Genomic DNA, 16,422 nt, shown 5'->3' with positions numbered 1-16,422 from the left:
TTCTCAATAGCCAAGCCTTTTTAGGAGGCGTGAAGATGATCAAATACTGTTTGCGCTAACTTCGGACCGAAACCTTTGACCTCAGCGATCTCTTCCACGCTTGCTTCTTTGAGCTTTTTCACCGAACCGAAGTGCTTGACCAGGTCAGTACGGCGTTGAGGTCCCAGGCCCGGCACGGCATCAAGAACCGATGAGCGCATCCGCTTCGAGCGCTGCTGGCGGTGATAGGAAATGGCTACACGGTGGGCTTCATCACGGAGGTGCTGAAGCAGGAAGAGCGCCTGAGAATTGCGCGGCAAAATCACCGGTTCATCATCACCAGGCACCCACACCTCTTCTAGGCGCTTCGCGAGACCGATCAGGGTTACGTCCACGATGCCGAGTTCATCGAATACTGCCTGCGCCGCAGCCACCTGCGGTGCACCACCATCCACGATGAAGAGCTGCGGTGGGTAGGAGCTGCGTTTGGTCTGGCTCGCAGCCTCTTCGCGCACCATCTCCTCGGCGAAGGTAGTGTTCTCCAGTTCCTCGTCCGGCACCGCGCGCTTGTCATCGTGGTGGTGTTTGAAGCGGCGGCGAGTCACCTCAGCGATGGAACCAACGTCGTTGGAGCGTCCATCACCCGCAGCTTCCTTGATGCGGTAGCGGCGGTAATCAGACTTGCGTGGCAGGCCATCCTCGAAGACCACCAAGGAAGCCACGACATCGGTACCTTGAATGTGCGAGATATCCGTACACTCAATGCGCAGCGGCGCGGAATCCATGCCCAACGCCTCCTGCAGTTCCTGAAGTGCTGCGGACCGGGCGGTCAGATCGCCCACGCGCTTGAGCTTGTGCTGTTTCAGCTGCTCCTTCGCATTCCTTTCGACGGTCTCCAGCAAGGCGCGCTTGTCGCCGCGTTGCGGTACCCGTACATCAATCTGGGCGCCCCGCAGTTCCTCCAGGACTATCTTCACCTCCTCGGCTTCCTCCGGCAGCGCTTGGACCAGAATCTCGCGAGGAATGGCGTTACCCTGCCGCGGCTCGGCATGAGATTCTTGGTCCACTCCCCTGCGCTCCAACTTGGCGTCCTCGGCAGCCTCTTGGCGCTGACGCTCGACGGCATCCGAATAGAACTGGATGAGGAAATTCTGGATCAGTGCCGGCAGTCCGGGATCTGCTTGACCCTCCTCAACCACGTCGGTCGTTGCCTGATCACCAGAGCGCTCGACCACCCAACCACGCTGTCCACGGATTCGGCCCGTACGCACATGGAAGATCTGCACGGCCGCCTCCAACTCATCGGAGCTGAACGCGATGAGGTCTGCATCCGTGCCGTCTGGCAGGACGACGGCCTGCTGCTCCATGAGCTTGTCAATTGCGCCAAGGTCATCGCGCAGGCGCGCTGCCAGCTCGAACTCCAAGTTCTCTGCCGCCTCTTCCATGCGCTGGGTCACCCTCTTGCGCACGGGCGCGGTGTTGCCATTCATGAAGCTGATGAGCTGGTTGACCGTCTCGCGGTGTTCCTCGGGGCTGACTCGGCCAATGCACGGTGCATCGCACTTGCCGATATAGCCCAACAAGCAAGGCCGCCCCAACCGCTCGTGGCGGTTGAAAACACCCTTGGCGCAGGTGCGCATAGGAAAAATTCGAGTGAGAAGATCAAGGGATTCACGCACCGCCCAGGCGTGGGAATAGGGACCGAAATAGCGCACTCCCTTACGCCGTGGGCCCCGGTAGAAGAACGCACGCGGAATGCTCTCCCCCACAGATACCGCGAGCATGGGGTAGGTTTTGTCGTCGCGGTACATGACGTTGAAACGTGGATCGAAGCGCTTGATCCACGTGTACTCCAACTGCAGCGCTTCCACCTCGCTGGCCACCACGGTCCATTCGACTGAGGCCGCGGTCAGAACCATCTGGCGGGTTCGCGGGTGCAGTTGGGTGATGTCCTGGAAGTAATTGGATAGCCGCGCGCGCAGGTTCTTCGCTTTGCCCACGTAGATGACGCGGCGGTTCTCATCGCGGAACTTATAAACGCCCGGATCCGTGGGGATGCTTCCGGGCGCGGGGCGGTACTTCGAGGGATCAGCCACTAGTCATCCTGCGGCATGTAGCGGGCTTCCAGGTCGCGGAAGGAGCGGACCTTGGTGATTACGTCCTGCTTATCACCTGACTGCAGGGCCCATACCGGCACGTATTCGAAGTCAGGCAGCTCGATGCGCGCCATGCGGGATCCTTCGGGGAAGGACAGGCCGTAGATGACCTGCCACGGGTAGAAGCGGGTGCCCAGGATGTTGCGGATCTCTACCCCATCGGAATTCGCGCGCAATCGCGGCCGAGTCAACGCCAACCACGAGAGGATCGAAATCACCACGCCCACACCGGGGAAAGCGAACTTATCAATCGTCGTCACCGTCGCACCGGTAAAGGACAAGCCCACCGTGAAGCCCATAAACAAGTGCGCTGCCATGACGAGGATGATCCAGATGATCGCCACCTTGCGCAAGAAAGGCGAAGTAGCTTCATATTCCCAAGGCTTGGATGAGGTCTGGGCAAAAGGATCAGCGCTGGTGTAAGCCAACAACTGCTCCTCGCTCATGCGCTGTGCGCCCCCCGCAGAGCTCGATGCGGGGGGCCGCAAGGATTGCGAGGACTTATTGGCGTGAGCTGACTGTTCCCGCTCTTCATGGCCCAAGGGCACCTGTGGGTCCGTCATCGAGTTTTCCATCTCCTCATCACTCCGCTGAGGCAGGCCACGGCCCCCGTGCTGATATGCCGGGCACCGTGGTTGCGCGTGGCAGCCTACTTTAGGTTTGACTCGTCCAGTGTACGCAAGGTGTGCACGGTTTCTAAAGCTGCCTGCATGGCCTCCGCACCTTTATCTTCCGCGGAATCCGCAAAGCCGGCGCGATCAACTGCTTGTTCATAGTCGTTGACAGTGAGCACGCCATTAGCCACCGGAGTGGATTCGTCGAGCGCGATGCGGGTCAGGCCCTGGGTGACGGAATCACACACATAATCAAAGTGCGGAGTACCTCCACGGACAACACAGCCCAGTGCCACCACGGCATCGTGCGTGCGCGCCGCGGCCTGCACCACCACGGGGAGCTCCAGAGCGCCCACGACGCGCAGTGGGGTGACAATAGCACCGGCTGCTTCAGCGGTCTCTAGTGCGCGGCGATGCAGCTGATCACAAATCTCGGCGTTCCACGTGGCGGTGACAACGGCGACGCGGAGTCCTTTACCCGAGACATCCTTCGGGGTTGGCAAACCTTCCTTGCTCATTGCGTGCTCCTTTGTTTTGCTTCTGCTCGATTTTCCGGCTTAGTGCTTTAAGAGTGCTTCTGGTCCCACTCAGCGACCTGCGGCAGATCATGCCCCATCCGGTCGCGCTTCGTGCGCAGATAGCTGATGTTCTCCGCCGTGGCCGGGGTAGCCAGCGCGGTGCGTGCGGTCGCATCGATGCCGAAGCCTTGCAGACCCTCGCCCTTGTGCGGATTATTGGTCAAGAGGTTCACGGATTTCACGCCCACGTCCCGCAGGACTTGACCGGCCACGGAATACTCGCGGGCATCTTCCGGCAGGCCCTGCTCTACGTTGGCATCAACAGTATCCATTCCCTCGTCCTGCAGGCGGTAGGCCTTGAGCTTGTTCACTAAGCCAATGCCACGGCCTTCTTGCCCACGCAGGTAGATGACGATGCCGCGTCCCGCTTCCTGCACGGCACGAAGGGATTCCTGCAGCTGCGGCCCACAGTCACAGCGCTGAGAGGCAAAGACGTCACCTGTAAGGCACTCAGAGTGCACACGAACGGGCACATCCTCCGCACCGCTATAGCTCTCCACGTCACCGACGAAGAGGGCGATGTGCTCGCGCTTGTCGACGTCATTCGAATAACCCACCGCGCGGAACTCGCCGTATTCGGTGGGCAGGCGGGTTTCTACCTCGCGGCGAACCTGCTGTTCGTTGTGGCGACGCCACTCGATGAGCTGCTCGATGGAAATCATCGTCAGCCCGTGGGCATCGGCAAAGCGACGCAGCTCCGGCGAGCGGGCCATGTCCGTGGGGTCTTCTTCGGAGACGATTTCACACAGCACGCCGGCTGGGCGCAGACCGGCCAGCCGGGCCAAGTCGATGGCAGCTTCCGTGTGCCCATCGCGTTCGAGCACACCATTCGGGCGCGCAGCGAGCGGAACCACGTGGCCAGGGCGCGTGAACTCCGACGGTTCAGAGGAAGGATCAGCCAAGCGCCGAATGGTGTCGCAGCGCGAGGTGGCGGAGATACCCGTCGAGCCATTAGCCAAGTCCACCGTTACGGTGTAAGCGGTCTGGCGCACGTCCTGGTTTACCGCCAGCATTGGCGGTAGGTTTAACCGCTCACAGTCTTCCGGGAGCAGCGGCGCGCAAATGTAGCCGGAGCTATAGCGCACCATAAAAGCCACGAGCTCCGGGGTGGCGAGCTCGGCGGCGAAGATGAGGTCGCCTTCATTCTCGCGGTCCTCATTGTCCACGACGACGACTGCCTTGCCGGCCGCGATATCGGCGATGGCTTGGTCGACGCTATCTAAACTAAAAGCAGAATCTGCAGCGCTCATAAGGACTAACTCTATCCCTCTGTTCCCACGCGGTGGGCGTTAGGGTGAACCATTTTCTCCACATACTTTGCAACCACGTCTACCTCGAGGTTTACCCGGGCGCCTGGCTTCATAGAACCAAAGACGGTATCGCGCAGTGTGGTGGGAATGAGTGAAACTTCAAAGAAGGCTTCTGCATCAGGCTCTCCTTGCCCATCTGCCAAGGCCGATACCGTCAGGGAGGTTCCCTGCACCGCGATGGATCCCTTTTCCACCACGTAGCGCGCCAGCTCAGCCGGCAGACTAAAGCGCAATACCTCCCAGTGCTCTGAAGGCGTGCGGGACAACAAGGTCCCGGTGCCATCGACGTGTCCCTGCACAATGTGGCCGCCCAAACGCGTCGTCGGGAGCACCGCGCGCTCAAGGTTAACCGGCGCGCCCACTTCGAGTTCGCCGAGGGAACTGCGGTTCAAAGACTCCTTCATGACATCTGCGGTGAAGGTTCCTTCTCCCAACTCAGCAACGGTCAGGCACACGCCGTTGACCGCGATGGAATCACCCAGTTGCGCATCACTCAATACGGTAGATGCCGCAATGCCCAACCGCACGGCATCACCCTGCGGTTCGACACTATCGACGCGACCGATCTCTTCAACGAGTCCGGTAAACATAGACCGCACTCCCCTTCCCTTTGTAAATCTCTAAATCTTCTAGCCCGTGAATCTTCTACCCATTGAAAGCTTTCCAGCTTTCAAAGCTTTTCATCCTTGCGATATTCCACGAGCAGGTCCTCGCCGAGCTCGGTAACCGCGCAACGCCGCCATCTCTGGGCGCCGGCCAAGTTCGAGGACACAGCACTGGTGAGAACGCCCCTGCCTTCGCCGAGGACGACATTTCCTATATACGCCTGGATCCGGTCGACGAAACCTAGCTCCATGAAGCTGGTGGCGAGCCCCGCGCCGCCTTCGACGAGGATGTCCCGGGCGCCCGTGGTATAAAGCTCAGCTAGGGCCTCCTGTGGGGAGGCATAGTGCTCAAAACCTAGTCTCTCGAGGTTGGTTTTTCCTCCGTGTGACACATTCCGGGAGCCGATGACGACACGCCGCGGTTGCTGCGGGCGCAAGGAGCCATCCGGGAAGCGCGCCGTCAAGGATGGGTTATCCGCTAACGCTGTGCCCGTTCCGATCAGGATGGCATCGCGCTGGGTCCGGTCACGATGCACATGCTCGCGGGCTTGCTCTCCCGTGATCCACTGGCTGCTGCCATCTACCGCGGCGGTGAAACCATCCAGGCTCTGTGCGAACTTCAGCGTGACGTGCGGGCGACCGAGTGCGACGGCGCCCAGCCACGGCTCCAGTGCATCTGCTCTCTCTGTCGGTGCCGAGAGCTGTCCCACGGTGATGCCGGCGCGGCGCAGGGTGGTTGACCCTCCCCCGGCTTGCGGGGTGGGGTCCGGGTGGAGGTAGTACACGGCGGCCACAGAGGCATCGATAAGCGCCTGCGCGCAGGGCCCAGTACGGCCAGTGTGATTGCAGGGCTCCAAGGTGACCACCGCGGTTCCACCGCGTGCCTTGTCCCCCGCATCGCGCAGCGCCATGACTTCAGCATGCGGCCCGCCCGGGGGCTGGGTTGCACCAACGCCGACCACCTGCCCAGCGGAATCAAGAATGACTGCTCCCACCGGCGGGTTTGGGCTCGTCGTACCTCGTACCTGCTCGCCGGCCCCCATGGCCACGTGGAGGGCCCGCATTAAGACCGGGTTGTCGTTGCGTGGGTTCACAGCGTAGCCAGTCGGCGCAGCTCCTCAACGGCCGCTGCCTTATCTGCTTGCTTGTAAATGGCCGAACCTGCCACGAAGGCATCGCAACCCGCCTCAGCGGCGGAGCGGATCGTCTCTGCGGAAATGCCGCCATCGATTTCGATGAGGACATTGAGACCGCGCTCGTCAATGGCTGCACGCAAGGTGCGAACCTTGTCCAACTGATCCGGCATGAAGCTCTGACCGCCGAAGCCCGGTTCGACAGACATGACGAGAACTTCGTCGAAGTGCTCCAAGGCATCCAGCCAGGGCTCAATCGGGGTGCCCGGCTTAATGGAGAAGCCCGCGCGCACCCCTAGGTCGCGGATCTTGCGAGCCAAGGCGATGGCCGCATCCTTATCGGCCACGGCCTCGACGTGGAAGATGATGCAATCAGCTCCGGCCTTGGCGTAGGTTTCCACCCACTTCTCCGGATCCTCGATCATGAGGTGAACGTCGAGGGTCTGCGAGGTAATCCCGTCCACCGTCGCGGTGATATCCGGGCCGAAGGACAAGTTGGGCACGAAGTGACCATCCATGATGTCAACGTGGATCCAATCCGCATTGGCCACGGCCTCAACCTCCTCACCCAAGCGGGTGAAATCAGCGGCCAAAATGGATGGGGAAATGATGGGACCAGGTGAGTGTGCAGACATGACACTCAGCCTAGTCCCTCACGCGCCACTAGTCCGCCACTCGGCGAAGGACAGCGAAAAACATTGCATCTGTGCCGTGGCGGTGCGGCCACATTTGGGCGGAGAGCTCGCTGCCGAGGTCCCCCATTTCAGGCAACACATCGCGCGCATCCAGCTCCTCGATACGCACCTCTGCCCCGGCCCCATGGCGCTCCAAGGCCGCATCCACGATGCCCCGGGTCTCACGCAGATCGGGCGAACAGGTGGAGTACACCACGACACCACCGGGGCGCACGAACTCCAATGCGGATTCAAGGAGCTCGCTCTGAAGTTGGTTGAGCTCCGCAATATCGGACTCGGTTTTGCGCCAGCGGGCTTCGGGGCGGCGGCGCAGTGCACCGAGGCCGGAGCAGGGGACGTCGACAAGCACGCGGTCGAAGCCTGCGCTGAGACCCGGAGCACGACCATCCGCACGATGCACGCGGACAGGTAGGTCACCCACCGTCTTTTCCACCAAGGTGGCGCGATGCGGAGAGACTTCTACGGCATCGACTTCCGCCCCCTCTATGCGGGCGATGGCACCCATCAGCGCAGCCTTACCACCGGGGCCCGCGCACAGGTCCAACCAGCGTCCGGTGTCTTCGCCGATGAGTTCAGCTTCCGTCACTGCGCGTGCGATGAGCTGCGATCCTTCGTCCTGGACAGCTGCCAGTTTCTGGCGGACGGGCTCAAGCGAGCCCGGGTCACCCTGCTCAAGATAAACCGCATAAGGCGAATAGTGTCCTTCCTCGCAACCGGTAATGAGAGCAAGCTCTTCGGCAGAGATTTCGCCGGGCCGTGCTACCAGATGCACCAGGGGCCGCTCAGAATCCGCTTCGAGTGCGCGTTCCAGCTCTGTTGTCTGCTCAGCGTTGAGCTTGCTATCACCGGTGTCCAGCAGGCCCAAGGCGCGTCCGAAGGAGCGGGCAATCCACTCCGGGTGAGCGTGACGGAAGGCCACAGCCGCGACCTCTTCCTGTGGAGCAAGCTTGTCTAGCCACTCGTGCGCAGGTGTGCGGGTGATGGTGCGCATAATGCCGTTGGCAAAGCCCTTGGCCTTTTCGTGGCCAGCTGCCTCCACGAGGCGGACGGTGGTATCGACCGCCGCATGCGCTTCAACGCGGGTGTACAGCACTTGGTAGGTTCCCATTCGCAAGGCGGTGAGAACGTCAGGTGCAATGGCCTCTAATCCGCGCGAAGCGCACGTGGCGATAACCGCATCAAGCACGCCTTCGCTGCGCAGCGTACCGTAGGTGAGTTCCGTAGAGAAGGCTGCATCACGGCCGCTCAGGTTGTTCGCGCTCACTGCCTTAGGCAGCGTGAGGTTGGCAAAAGCATCATCGGCCTCCACGCGCTGCAGCACCTCGAAAGCTACCGCGCGTGGAACATCGACTCCGCAGCGCCGCGCTGCGGACATGAAGGACGCTGAGTGTCCGTCCCGACGGTTGTGATGGCGCTGCCCGCCTCGATGCTCTCGCTTTACTTTAGCCTGGCGGTTCGTACCGCCACGTGCGGTTGTGCGTCCACCGCCGCGCTGCTGTTCGCTGCGCTCGGTGCGAGCTGCCGGATCACCGGACTTGCTACGGGATCGGAAACCTCCACTCATGAGAACTTCACCTCAACCTGGCCGCCCTCTGCTGCCTGGGAAGCCTGGCTGGAAAGGCCACGGCCCCAGTCGGCGGCATTCATCATCTTCTTGCCGGGCGGTTGGATCTGGCCTAGGCGCACCGGGGTACTTCCGGTACCGACCATAACCTCCTTCTTCGCCACGTGTACCTCGCCCGGTTGCAACGAAGTCAACGCGGTAGTGTCTGACAGCTCCCCTAGTTCTGCTGGCTCCACGACGCTGACCGGACCTACCTTCAAGCGCGACTCCCCCAGTAGGGTCCACGCGCCCGGCCCTGGAGTATGCGCGCGGATGTGGCGATCGATAACGTCAACCTTCGCGGTCCAATCAATTCGGGCGTCCTCCGTGGCAATCTTGTGCGCGTAGGTGGCCTCACCCTCCTGCGGCTGCGGGATAATGCTGCCATCTTCCAAACCATTCATCGTCTCGACGAGAAGATCACCGCCGGCATACGCCAATCGCGTCAGCAAGTCATCCGCGGTATCAGTGGGCCGGATTGTCTCTTCCATGGTGGCCAAGATGTCCCCGGTGTCCAGACCTTGATCAATCCGGAAGGTTGTAGCACCCGTTCGCTCATCTCCCGCAGCGATAGCGGCCTGCACTGGGGCGGCGCCGCGCCACGTTGGGAGAAGAGAAAAGTGCAGGTTGACCCAGCCGTGCTTGGGAAGGCTCAACAGGTCCTCGGTGATCAGGTTTCCGTAGGCGACCACTGGAATGGCCTCAGGGGCGATCTCTGCTAGCCGTGCACGCAACGCATCACCGTCCTCGGTGCCCTGCTTGAGGGTGGTTGGCGTGAGCACCTCGATACCGTGTTCCTCAGCTAGGGCTTTCACGGGGCTCGGATGCAAGCTGCGTCCGCGACCGCGGCGGGCGTCAGGCCGAGTGATGACTGCAGCTACCTCATGATGGGACTCGATGAGCTTCTGCAAAGCCACAACAGCGGGCTCGGGGGTTCCGGCAAAAATAATGCGCACTGTGAGAGCAGGCCTTTCTTAGTTCACGTTGTTTGGTTCTAGTTTTTAATCGATTTGGGGCCGCACTGTCGGCAGAGCGTGCGTGCTGCTATGAGTTGAACCACTCCGCTTGGCGGATGGTCTTCATGGATTCTTTACGCAGCTCGTCGCTCAGGCGTTGGAGGAACAAGACACCGTCCAGGTGATCTGTTTCGTGCTGTATGCAGCGCGCCATAAGCCCCGAAGCCAGCATCGATACAGGCCGGCCCTGCGGGTCGTAGCCGCGCAGACGCACCGTGGAGAATCTCTCGGTGGGTTGCGAAATACCTGGGATGGACAAGCAGCCCTCAGTTCCTAACTGCATTTCCTCCCCTACCGCTTCCCACTCCGGGTTAATAACCGCACCGCGCAGGCCGTGCTGAAAGTGCGAACAATCGAAGACAAAGATGCGCTTGGTTACGCCGATCTGGTTAGCGGCTAATCCGACTCCCCCTGCATCTTCCATGGTTTCCAGCATGTCCTGGGCCAAGCGTTCCAGGGACGGCCCGAACTCGGTGATCTCCTCGGCACGGGTGGTCAGGACCGGATCGCCATAAAGGCGAACCTCGCGCACGGTCATAGTAGTACTCCTCGAGGGCTAAACAGTGTGTCGGCTACCGAGAATAGTTCACCTCCAGCAGCGCATGCCCGCCAGGGGTGAAAAGGAAGCACCAGTTAACCAATGTTGATTGGGTCTACGGTGATGCGCAGCGGCAACACATCCTTGCGTGCGCTGCGCACAGAATTAGCCCTTCTCAATGCCTGACCAAGCTCTGAACGCGGTCCTAACGGGGTACGAATCAGTAGACGCTGCGGCTCACCGCCGCGCTCATGGTCATAGTCACCTGGCAAGCTCACTCCCGGCGGCAACGGGACGGGTCCGAGAAGCTCCGCATGTTCCGGAAGTTCCGCCAACTCCAAAAATGCATCGAGGGAGGCATCGGCGCCGTCGACGGCCGCCATATGCACGGCAGGTGGGAAGCGCACCTCACGGCGTGCCTGCAATTCCACTGCTGCAGCTCCTACCATGTCCCAGCGGCTCAAGAAGCCCACCAGTGGCAGCTGCTCATCGGCGGCGACGATCACCGCACCGCCGTCGCGAGCCGGCGCGACGAGAGTGGCCGCAGCCGCCCACTTGGCCAAAGTGTCCTCCGTGGCTCGCAGATCCTGGCGGCCCAGCAGCGCCCCGGTTTCCACCAAGAGAGCGGCGCCATAGTACCCACCCTCCGCGATGCGCGGTTCCGCCCCGGGCGTAGCGATAACCAGCGCGGGACCGGCTGGAATCTCATCGAGGATTGTGGCGCCGCCTGACTGAATCACCCTGGTATTAGGAAAAGCGCGGCCCATCTCTTCCGCTGTGCGCTCAGACCCCAGCACGATGGCGCGCAGCCGCGGCGAGCCGCATTCGGAGCACCGATAATGCGCGTCGACGCGCCCACACCACCGGCATGTGGGCAGCGCAGCCGAATCTGTCGATTCATCTCTCGAAGCACCAGCGGAAGGCAGCCCTAAGGGGCCATTGCAATGGCGGCAACGCGCCGGGGACGCGCAGTGCCCACACGCCAAAATCGGCGCGTATCCCTTACGCGGGACCTGCACGAGAACGGGCTCACCGCGATCGAGCGCTGCACGTGTGGCCTGAAATGCCGGGCCGCTGACAGCCGTGGTCCCGCCCTGCATGTGGCGGGCCAGATTAATCCCGTACGCACCCACCGCAAGGATATTGGGGCGCCTCTTCTCCAGCGCCGTATCGCTAGGGAGAAGATCGTGAGCCCACCCCGATTCAACAAGCAACTGGGCTTCCGCAGTGCGCGCATGGCCGGCGAGGATAAGGCTGCAGCCTTCCTGTGCCGAGCGGGTGCTGAGTACCTCCCTCGAATGGGCATAGGGCTTGAGGTTATCTACCAAATTATCGTCGCCGTCATTGAGAACAACGGCCAATTTAAGGTCCTTGACTGGGGCGAATGCTGCGGAGCGAGTACCAATGACGATCCGTGCTTGACCAGTTAAGGCGGAAAGGTAGCGACGATAACGGGCCTGGGGACCAGTGCTGTGTGCGAGGACAGTGATCTGTTTGGCGGAGACGTGGCGGCGAAACGCCGCCTCTAGGCAATCCAAGTCACGCTGATCGGGGACGACCATGAGCACGCCCCCGCCCTGCAGCGCCACGCTCGTCCCAAGGGCGGCCAAAGCACCAGCCCAGTCTTCCCCGGGGGCTATCTGCCAGGCTGCCCGGGCAATGTGCCCCGACAAAACCGAATCTACGAAGGACTCACCGTGCTGATAGCCCGACCACGCAGAGAGATCCGGATGCTCGGCAGTGCCCAGTTCCTCCCACGGCGTATCCACGTCCGCTTCCTCGGCCTTGGCGTGGCGCGCCGGGATCGCGGTACGAATGATGTCGGAGCGCACGCCGCCATAACGAGCCGCGAGGGATTCGATGAGCGCCGACATTGTCGGGGTGTACACCGCGTAGGGAGAAATGACGCGGTCAATATAGCGAAGCGAACCCGCATAGTCGGAATCGCTAGCCCGCGACAACAAGATGGCGTCAACCAGGCGGCCGTTGAAGCGAATGCGCACCCGTACTCCGGGCTGGGCAGCCTGTGAATCCGATTCATCGATGAGGTAGTCGAACTCTCGATCCAGGTGGGCTACCCCTAACAAAGGCAACACCCGCGCGACCGGTTGCTGGGCGGCGGGTGTCTTCTTGGGCATAGGGCCCGATTCTACAGGCCGGCGGCGCGACGCAGGTCGTCGGCGCGCGAGGTGTCCTCCCACGGCAGTTCGACATCAGTGCGCCCGAAGTGTCCGTAGGCTGCAGTCTGGCGATAGATTGGGCGCTGCAGGTCGAGCTCGCGAATAATCGCGGCTGGGCGCAGGTCGAAGACCTTATTCACCGCTGCCTGAATGTCAGCATCGCTCAAGCCCTCGTGGGCAGTGCCGAAGGTCTCCACATACAGACCAACCGGCTTTGCACGTCCAATGGCGTAGGCGACCTGTACCTCGGCGCGGTCTGCCAGGCCAGCGGCCACGATGTTCTTAGCCACCCAGCGCATAGCGTAAGCCGCGGAACGGTCCACCTTGCTTGGGTCCTTACCGGAGAACGCACCGCCGCCGTGGCGGGCCATGCCACCGTAGGTATCCACGATGATCTTGCGGCCGGTCAAGCCCGCATCACCCATTGGCCCGCCCAGAATGAAGGATCCGGATGGGTTGATGAGAAGCTCAGTGTCTTCGGTGTAGTACTGGCTCAAGTCAGCATCGTTCACGACCCACTCGACGACGTGGGTGCGAAGTTGCTCGGCCAACCACTCCTGGGTCACTTCCGGATCATGCTGCGTGGAGATCACGATCGTCTCCAAGCGCGTCGGCACATCATTTTCGTCGTAAGCGAAGGTGACCTGGGTCTTTCCGTCCGGGCGGAGCGAAGGCACAATACCTTCCTTACGGACGTGGGTAAGACGGCGCGAAAGGTGGTGAGCCGTCGAAATCGGCAGCGGCATAAACTCTGGAGTTTCGTTCGTTGCGTAGCCGAACATGAGGCCCTGATCACCAGCGCCATACTGGTCATCATCCTCAAACGTTCCCGAACGCACCTCTGTGGAGGCGTCGACACCGGCCCCAATCTCCTGGGACTGTTCACCGATGGCCACATTGACGCCACAGGTGTGGCCATCAAAGCCCACATCGGAAGAGGTAAAACCGATCTCTACAAGGGTCTTGCGGACGATCTGCGGGATTTCAACATAACCGGAGGTACGCACCTCGCCCACGACGTGGACTTGGCCCGTCGTCACGAGGGTCTCCACAGCGACGTGGGCGTCAGGATCTTCCTCCAGAAGGGCGTCAAGAATGGCGTCCGAGATCGCGTCACAAATCTTATCCGGGTGACCTTCTGTCACGGATTCGCTAGTAAAAAGGCGCACTGCCTGAGCAGCTTTATCAGTCACAAATCTTCCTTAAACTAATTCTGCGCGCCGTGGGTAAGCCATCGCCTCGCCCACGCCTCGGCTGTTAACACCGCCCCATCGTAGACCAAGCGGTCTACAACTGCAAGAACGAGTGCTACTTTTCCAACATTTCATTCACCACATCAAGAATCTGTGCGGCCACAACTTGCTTTGAGCCCGGGGCAACCACCACTGGGTCAGAAGAGCGACGAAGGATCCACCCGGCACTCGTGGCTTGGCCAAAGACCTTGCCCTCCCCAACCTCGTTAGCCATAAGAACATCGCAGCCTTTTTTCTTAAACTTCTGTTGGGCATACTCGAGCACGCTAGTAGTCTCATCACCAGTCTCGGCAGCAAAGCCAACGATGATTGCCTCGCGCTTTATTTCACCATTCTCACGCCGTTGCACCAGCCCCTTGAGTATGTCCGGGTTCTCCACCAGTTCGAGACTAGCCAAGTCATCATCGGCTGCGCCCTTCTTCATCTTCGAATCCGCCACGGACGCGGGACGGTAGTCGGCAACAGCCGCGGCCATGATAATGATGTCCGCATCGGCAGCTTCCCTATTCATCGCCTCCTGCATATCCCGCGTCGATGTCACGCGCACCACGGAAGCGCCTGAGGGGATGGGAAGCGCTTCAGTATTTCCAGCAACAATAGTGACATCCGCCCCGCGTTGCGCAGCGATCTCCGCCAAGGCAAAACCCTGCCGCCCGGAAGAACGGTTGCCAAGGTAGCGCACTGGATCAAGGTTCTCTTGGGTACCTCCGGCAGAGATCACAACCTTCCGACCCTGCCAATTATGGTCCACGCGATGCCCCGCGATAATCGTGCGGGCAAACTCCGCTATCTGCTCCGGATCCGGCAGGCGGCCGGCACCCGTATCGGTGCCGGTGAGTCGGCCATGGGCCGGCTCCATCACGGTGATACCGCGGCGACGCAACGTTGCCACATTGTCCTGGGTTGCTGGATTCAGCCACATCTCCGTGTGCATGGCGGGAGCAATGATGACGGGGCACGTAGCAACGAGCACAGATGCGCACAAAAGATCATCAGCGCGGCCACAGGCCAACCGGGCGATAAGATCCGCGGTGGCAGGGGCTATGACGACCGCATCAGCCTGCTGGCCCAAGGAAACGTGTTGAACCTCGTCCACAGCATCAAAGACGGTTGTGGAAACAGGGTTTCCTGACAAGGCTTCGAAGGTAGCCGCCCCAACGAAGTTCAACGCGGCCTCCGTGGGAACGACGCGAACATCATCGCCGCGTTCTTTAAAATCCCGAATAAGGTGACACGCCTTATAGGCAGCAATTCCGCCTGCCACGCCGATAAGGATTCGGCGGCCCCCTGCGGACTTGGTCGGCGCAGGTCTCAACTCTGAACTATCTGGGATTTTCTGTACGTCCTTCACTCGGCCGATAGTACCCAAGAGACAGCAAACCCACCCAAGCGTCTAGGTAGACACTTGGGCGGGTTTAGATTCAGAATGGCGCCAAGGCACTTGAAGAAGCTGCCCTTTTACCTTCACGATGAAGCGGGCTAGTTGCCTTCCTCGTGGTCCAGCAGGCCAGCGTCAATCTCGCGGAGGGCGATGGACAGCGGCTTCTCACCCGGTTCCGGGGTTACCAGCGGTCCGACGAACTCGAAGACGCCTTCATCCTGTTCCTGGTAGTAGCTGTTGATCTGGCGTGCGCGCTTAGCAGCGAAGATCACCAGAGCGTACTTGGACGAGACCTTGCCCAGCAGTTCATCAATCGGCGGATCGGTAATACCCGTCGGCGGATCGAATACTGGCTCCGGCTTCACGGCCTCAGAATTGGCAGGTGTGGTCACGTTGGTCACATGCACCTTTACTGTTGGTAGATGGTCAAAATCGTGGTCTATCCACGCAGGATAGCACTAATTGCAGCAACGGCCTCATCGAGATCTTCATTCACAACGATGTGGTCGAATTCCTTTTGCGCGGCAAGTTCCGTCTCTGCAGTGTGCAGTCTGCGGTCAATGACATCCTGCGGTTCGGTCCCGCGCCCAGTCAGGCGCTCAACCAGAACTTCCCAGGATGGTGGGGCAAGAAACACGGTTTCCGCCTCCGGCATCGCCGCCTTGACGTTGCGGGCGCCTGCAAGATCAACCTCCACCAACACCGGACGGCCGGCCGCCATTGCTTCCTGCACCGGCTGAGCCGGCGTCCCGGAGCGCTGCAAACCACCATGGATCTCAGCCCATTCGAGCATGTCACCGGCGTCAATGTGTTCTTGGAAAGCCTCCGGGGAGACAAAGAAGTAATCCACCCCGTCAGTCTCGCCGGGACGGGGTTGGCGCGTCGTCATTGAGACGCTGAAGTAGAGGTTGTCAACATCATCACGCAGGCGCGAAACCACAGTGGACTTACCCACAGCGGATGGCCCGGCCAGAACGACCAGGCGCCCGCGTGCAGTTTCGTCGGCCATTGTGCTAATTACTCGCCGTAGCCGAAACGCTCGAGCAGGGCGCGACGCTGACGGTCACCCAGGCCACGCAGACGACGGGTCTGAGCAATCTCCAGGTCCTCCATGATTTCCTTGGCCTTGACCTTGCCAACCTTCGGCAGAGCCTCGAGGAGAGCGGAGACCTTGGTCTTGCCGATGATCTCGTCGGTCTCGGCCTTCTCCAGGACTTCCTGCAGGTTGGTCTCGCCGCGCTTCAGCGCAGCCTTGAGCTCAGCGCGAGCCTTGCGGGCCTCAGCGGCCTTTGCGAGAGCTTCTTTGCGCTGCTCATCTGTCAACTTGGGAAGGGCCACGGGTTTCCTCCGATTTCATTAGTACGAACATTGTCATCTGATG

16 protein-coding genes are annotated in these 16,422 nt (G+C 60.9%); all 16 read right to left on the bottom strand.

Annotation, left to right across the window (positions count from 1 at the left end; translation table 11 throughout):
- Positions 1–20: 20 nt before the first annotated feature.
- The gene (uvrC, locus tag CAURI_RS06250; protein WP_010186773.1) at positions 21–2,075 is read right to left on the bottom strand and encodes an excinuclease ABC subunit UvrC; all 2,055 of its coding nucleotides are present in this window, start codon (positions 2,073–2,075) and stop codon (positions 21–23) included.
- Positions 2,075–2,581: a PH domain-containing protein gene (locus tag CAURI_RS06245; RefSeq protein ID WP_236660824.1), complete on the bottom strand. Its 507-nt coding sequence runs from the start codon at positions 2,579–2,581 to the stop codon at positions 2,075–2,077. The genes uvrC and CAURI_RS06245 overlap by 1 nt, the downstream gene beginning before the upstream one ends.
- Positions 2,582–2,784: 203 nt before the next feature.
- Entirely contained in the window at positions 2,785–3,267 is a 483-nt protein-coding gene (gene ribH, locus CAURI_RS06240; RefSeq protein WP_010186777.1) for a 6,7-dimethyl-8-ribityllumazine synthase, read from the bottom strand.
- A gap of 47 nt (positions 3,268–3,314) precedes the next feature.
- Positions 3,315–4,577 (bottom strand): bifunctional 3,4-dihydroxy-2-butanone-4-phosphate synthase/GTP cyclohydrolase II, encoded by a 1,263-nt coding sequence (locus CAURI_RS06235; protein ID WP_010186780.1) that lies wholly within the window; start codon positions 4,575–4,577, stop codon positions 3,315–3,317.
- 11 nt (positions 4,578–4,588) lie between these two features.
- The gene (locus CAURI_RS06230; protein ID WP_010186782.1) at positions 4,589–5,227 is read right to left on the bottom strand and encodes a riboflavin synthase; all 639 of its coding nucleotides are present in this window, start codon (positions 5,225–5,227) and stop codon (positions 4,589–4,591) included.
- Positions 5,228–5,307: 80 nt separating this feature from the next.
- A complete protein-coding gene (gene ribD / locus CAURI_RS06225) occupies positions 5,308–6,306 on the bottom strand; it encodes a bifunctional diaminohydroxyphosphoribosylaminopyrimidine deaminase/5-amino-6-(5-phosphoribosylamino)uracil reductase RibD (protein ID WP_012715023.1) in 999 nt (332 codons plus the stop codon).
- Positions 6,307–6,332: 26 nt separating this feature from the next.
- Positions 6,333–7,010, bottom strand: coding sequence for a ribulose-phosphate 3-epimerase (gene rpe / locus CAURI_RS06220; protein WP_010186786.1), 678 nt, complete (start codon positions 7,008–7,010; stop codon positions 6,333–6,335).
- Positions 7,011–7,038: 28 nt separating this feature from the next.
- Positions 7,039–8,634 carry an RsmB/NOP family class I SAM-dependent RNA methyltransferase gene (locus tag CAURI_RS06215; RefSeq protein ID WP_012715022.1) on the bottom strand — a complete coding sequence of 532 codons (1,596 nt, stop codon included), beginning with the start codon at positions 8,632–8,634 and terminating at the stop codon, positions 7,039–7,041.
- On the bottom strand, positions 8,631–9,629 hold the full coding sequence (gene fmt, locus CAURI_RS06210) for a methionyl-tRNA formyltransferase (protein ID WP_010186792.1): 999 nt from the start codon (positions 9,627–9,629) through the stop codon (positions 8,631–8,633). The genes CAURI_RS06215 and fmt overlap by 4 nt, the downstream gene beginning before the upstream one ends.
- Positions 9,630–9,717: 88 nt before the next feature.
- Positions 9,718–10,227: a peptide deformylase gene (def, locus tag CAURI_RS06205; RefSeq protein WP_010186794.1), complete on the bottom strand. Its 510-nt coding sequence runs from the start codon at positions 10,225–10,227 to the stop codon at positions 9,718–9,720.
- 95 nt (positions 10,228–10,322) lie between these two features.
- Positions 10,323–12,365 carry a primosomal protein N' gene (locus CAURI_RS06200; RefSeq protein WP_010186796.1) on the bottom strand — a complete coding sequence of 681 codons (2,043 nt, stop codon included), beginning with the start codon at positions 12,363–12,365 and terminating at the stop codon, positions 10,323–10,325.
- 11 nt (positions 12,366–12,376) lie between these two features.
- Complete coding sequence (gene metK, locus CAURI_RS06195) at positions 12,377–13,600, bottom strand: methionine adenosyltransferase (protein WP_010186797.1); 1,224 nt, start codon at positions 13,598–13,600, stop codon at positions 12,377–12,379.
- Positions 13,601–13,715: 115 nt separating this feature from the next.
- Positions 13,716–14,975 (bottom strand): bifunctional phosphopantothenoylcysteine decarboxylase/phosphopantothenate--cysteine ligase CoaBC, encoded by a 1,260-nt coding sequence (gene coaBC / locus CAURI_RS06190; RefSeq protein ID WP_035116710.1) that lies wholly within the window; start codon positions 14,973–14,975, stop codon positions 13,716–13,718.
- A gap of 164 nt (positions 14,976–15,139) precedes the next feature.
- Complete coding sequence (gene rpoZ, locus CAURI_RS06185) at positions 15,140–15,442, bottom strand: DNA-directed RNA polymerase subunit omega (RefSeq protein ID WP_010186799.1); 303 nt, start codon at positions 15,440–15,442, stop codon at positions 15,140–15,142.
- A gap of 38 nt (positions 15,443–15,480) precedes the next feature.
- Entirely contained in the window at positions 15,481–16,050 is a 570-nt protein-coding gene (gene gmk, locus CAURI_RS06180; RefSeq protein ID WP_010186800.1) for a guanylate kinase, read from the bottom strand.
- 8 nt (positions 16,051–16,058) lie between these two features.
- On the bottom strand, positions 16,059–16,379 hold the full coding sequence (gene mihF, locus CAURI_RS06175; RefSeq protein WP_010186801.1) for an integration host factor, actinobacterial type: 321 nt from the start codon (positions 16,377–16,379) through the stop codon (positions 16,059–16,061).
- Positions 16,380–16,422 lie beyond the last annotated feature (43 nt).

This window comes from Corynebacterium aurimucosum ATCC 700975, from assembly GCF_000022905.1.
GTDB classification, from domain to species: domain Bacteria; phylum Actinomycetota; class Actinomycetes; order Mycobacteriales; family Mycobacteriaceae; genus Corynebacterium; species Corynebacterium aurimucosum_F.
This window is presented reverse-complemented; position numbering and strand designations above follow the sequence as displayed.

Coding starts and splice junctions, on each gene's coding strand:
- CAURI_RS06245 (WP_236660824.1), bottom strand. CDS start 2,581: ATGAGCGAGGAGCAGTTGTTGGCTTACACCAGCGCTGATCCTTTTGCC.
- ribH (WP_010186777.1), bottom strand. CDS start 3,267: ATGAGCAAGGAAGGTTTGCCAACCCCGAAGGATGTCTCGGGTAAAGGA.
- CAURI_RS06235 (WP_010186780.1), bottom strand. CDS start 4,577: ATGAGCGCTGCAGATTCTGCTTTTAGTTTAGATAGCGTCGACCAAGCC.
- CAURI_RS06230 (WP_010186782.1), bottom strand. CDS start 5,227: ATGTTTACCGGACTCGTTGAAGAGATCGGTCGCGTCGATAGTGTCGAA.
- ribD (WP_012715023.1), bottom strand. CDS start 6,306: ATGCGGGCCCTCCACGTGGCCATGGGGGCCGGCGAGCAGGTACGAGGT.
- rpe (WP_010186786.1), bottom strand. CDS start 7,010: ATGTCTGCACACTCACCTGGTCCCATCATTTCCCCATCCATTTTGGCC.
- CAURI_RS06215 (WP_012715022.1), bottom strand. CDS start 8,634: ATGAGTGGAGGTTTCCGATCCCGTAGCAAGTCCGGTGATCCGGCAGCT.
- def (WP_010186794.1), bottom strand. CDS start 10,227: ATGACCGTGCGCGAGGTTCGCCTTTATGGCGATCCGGTCCTGACCACC.
- CAURI_RS06200 (WP_010186796.1), bottom strand. CDS start 12,365: ATGCCCAAGAAGACACCCGCCGCCCAGCAACCGGTCGCGCGGGTGTTG.
- gmk (WP_010186800.1), bottom strand. CDS start 16,050: ATGGCCGACGAAACTGCACGCGGGCGCCTGGTCGTTCTGGCCGGGCCA.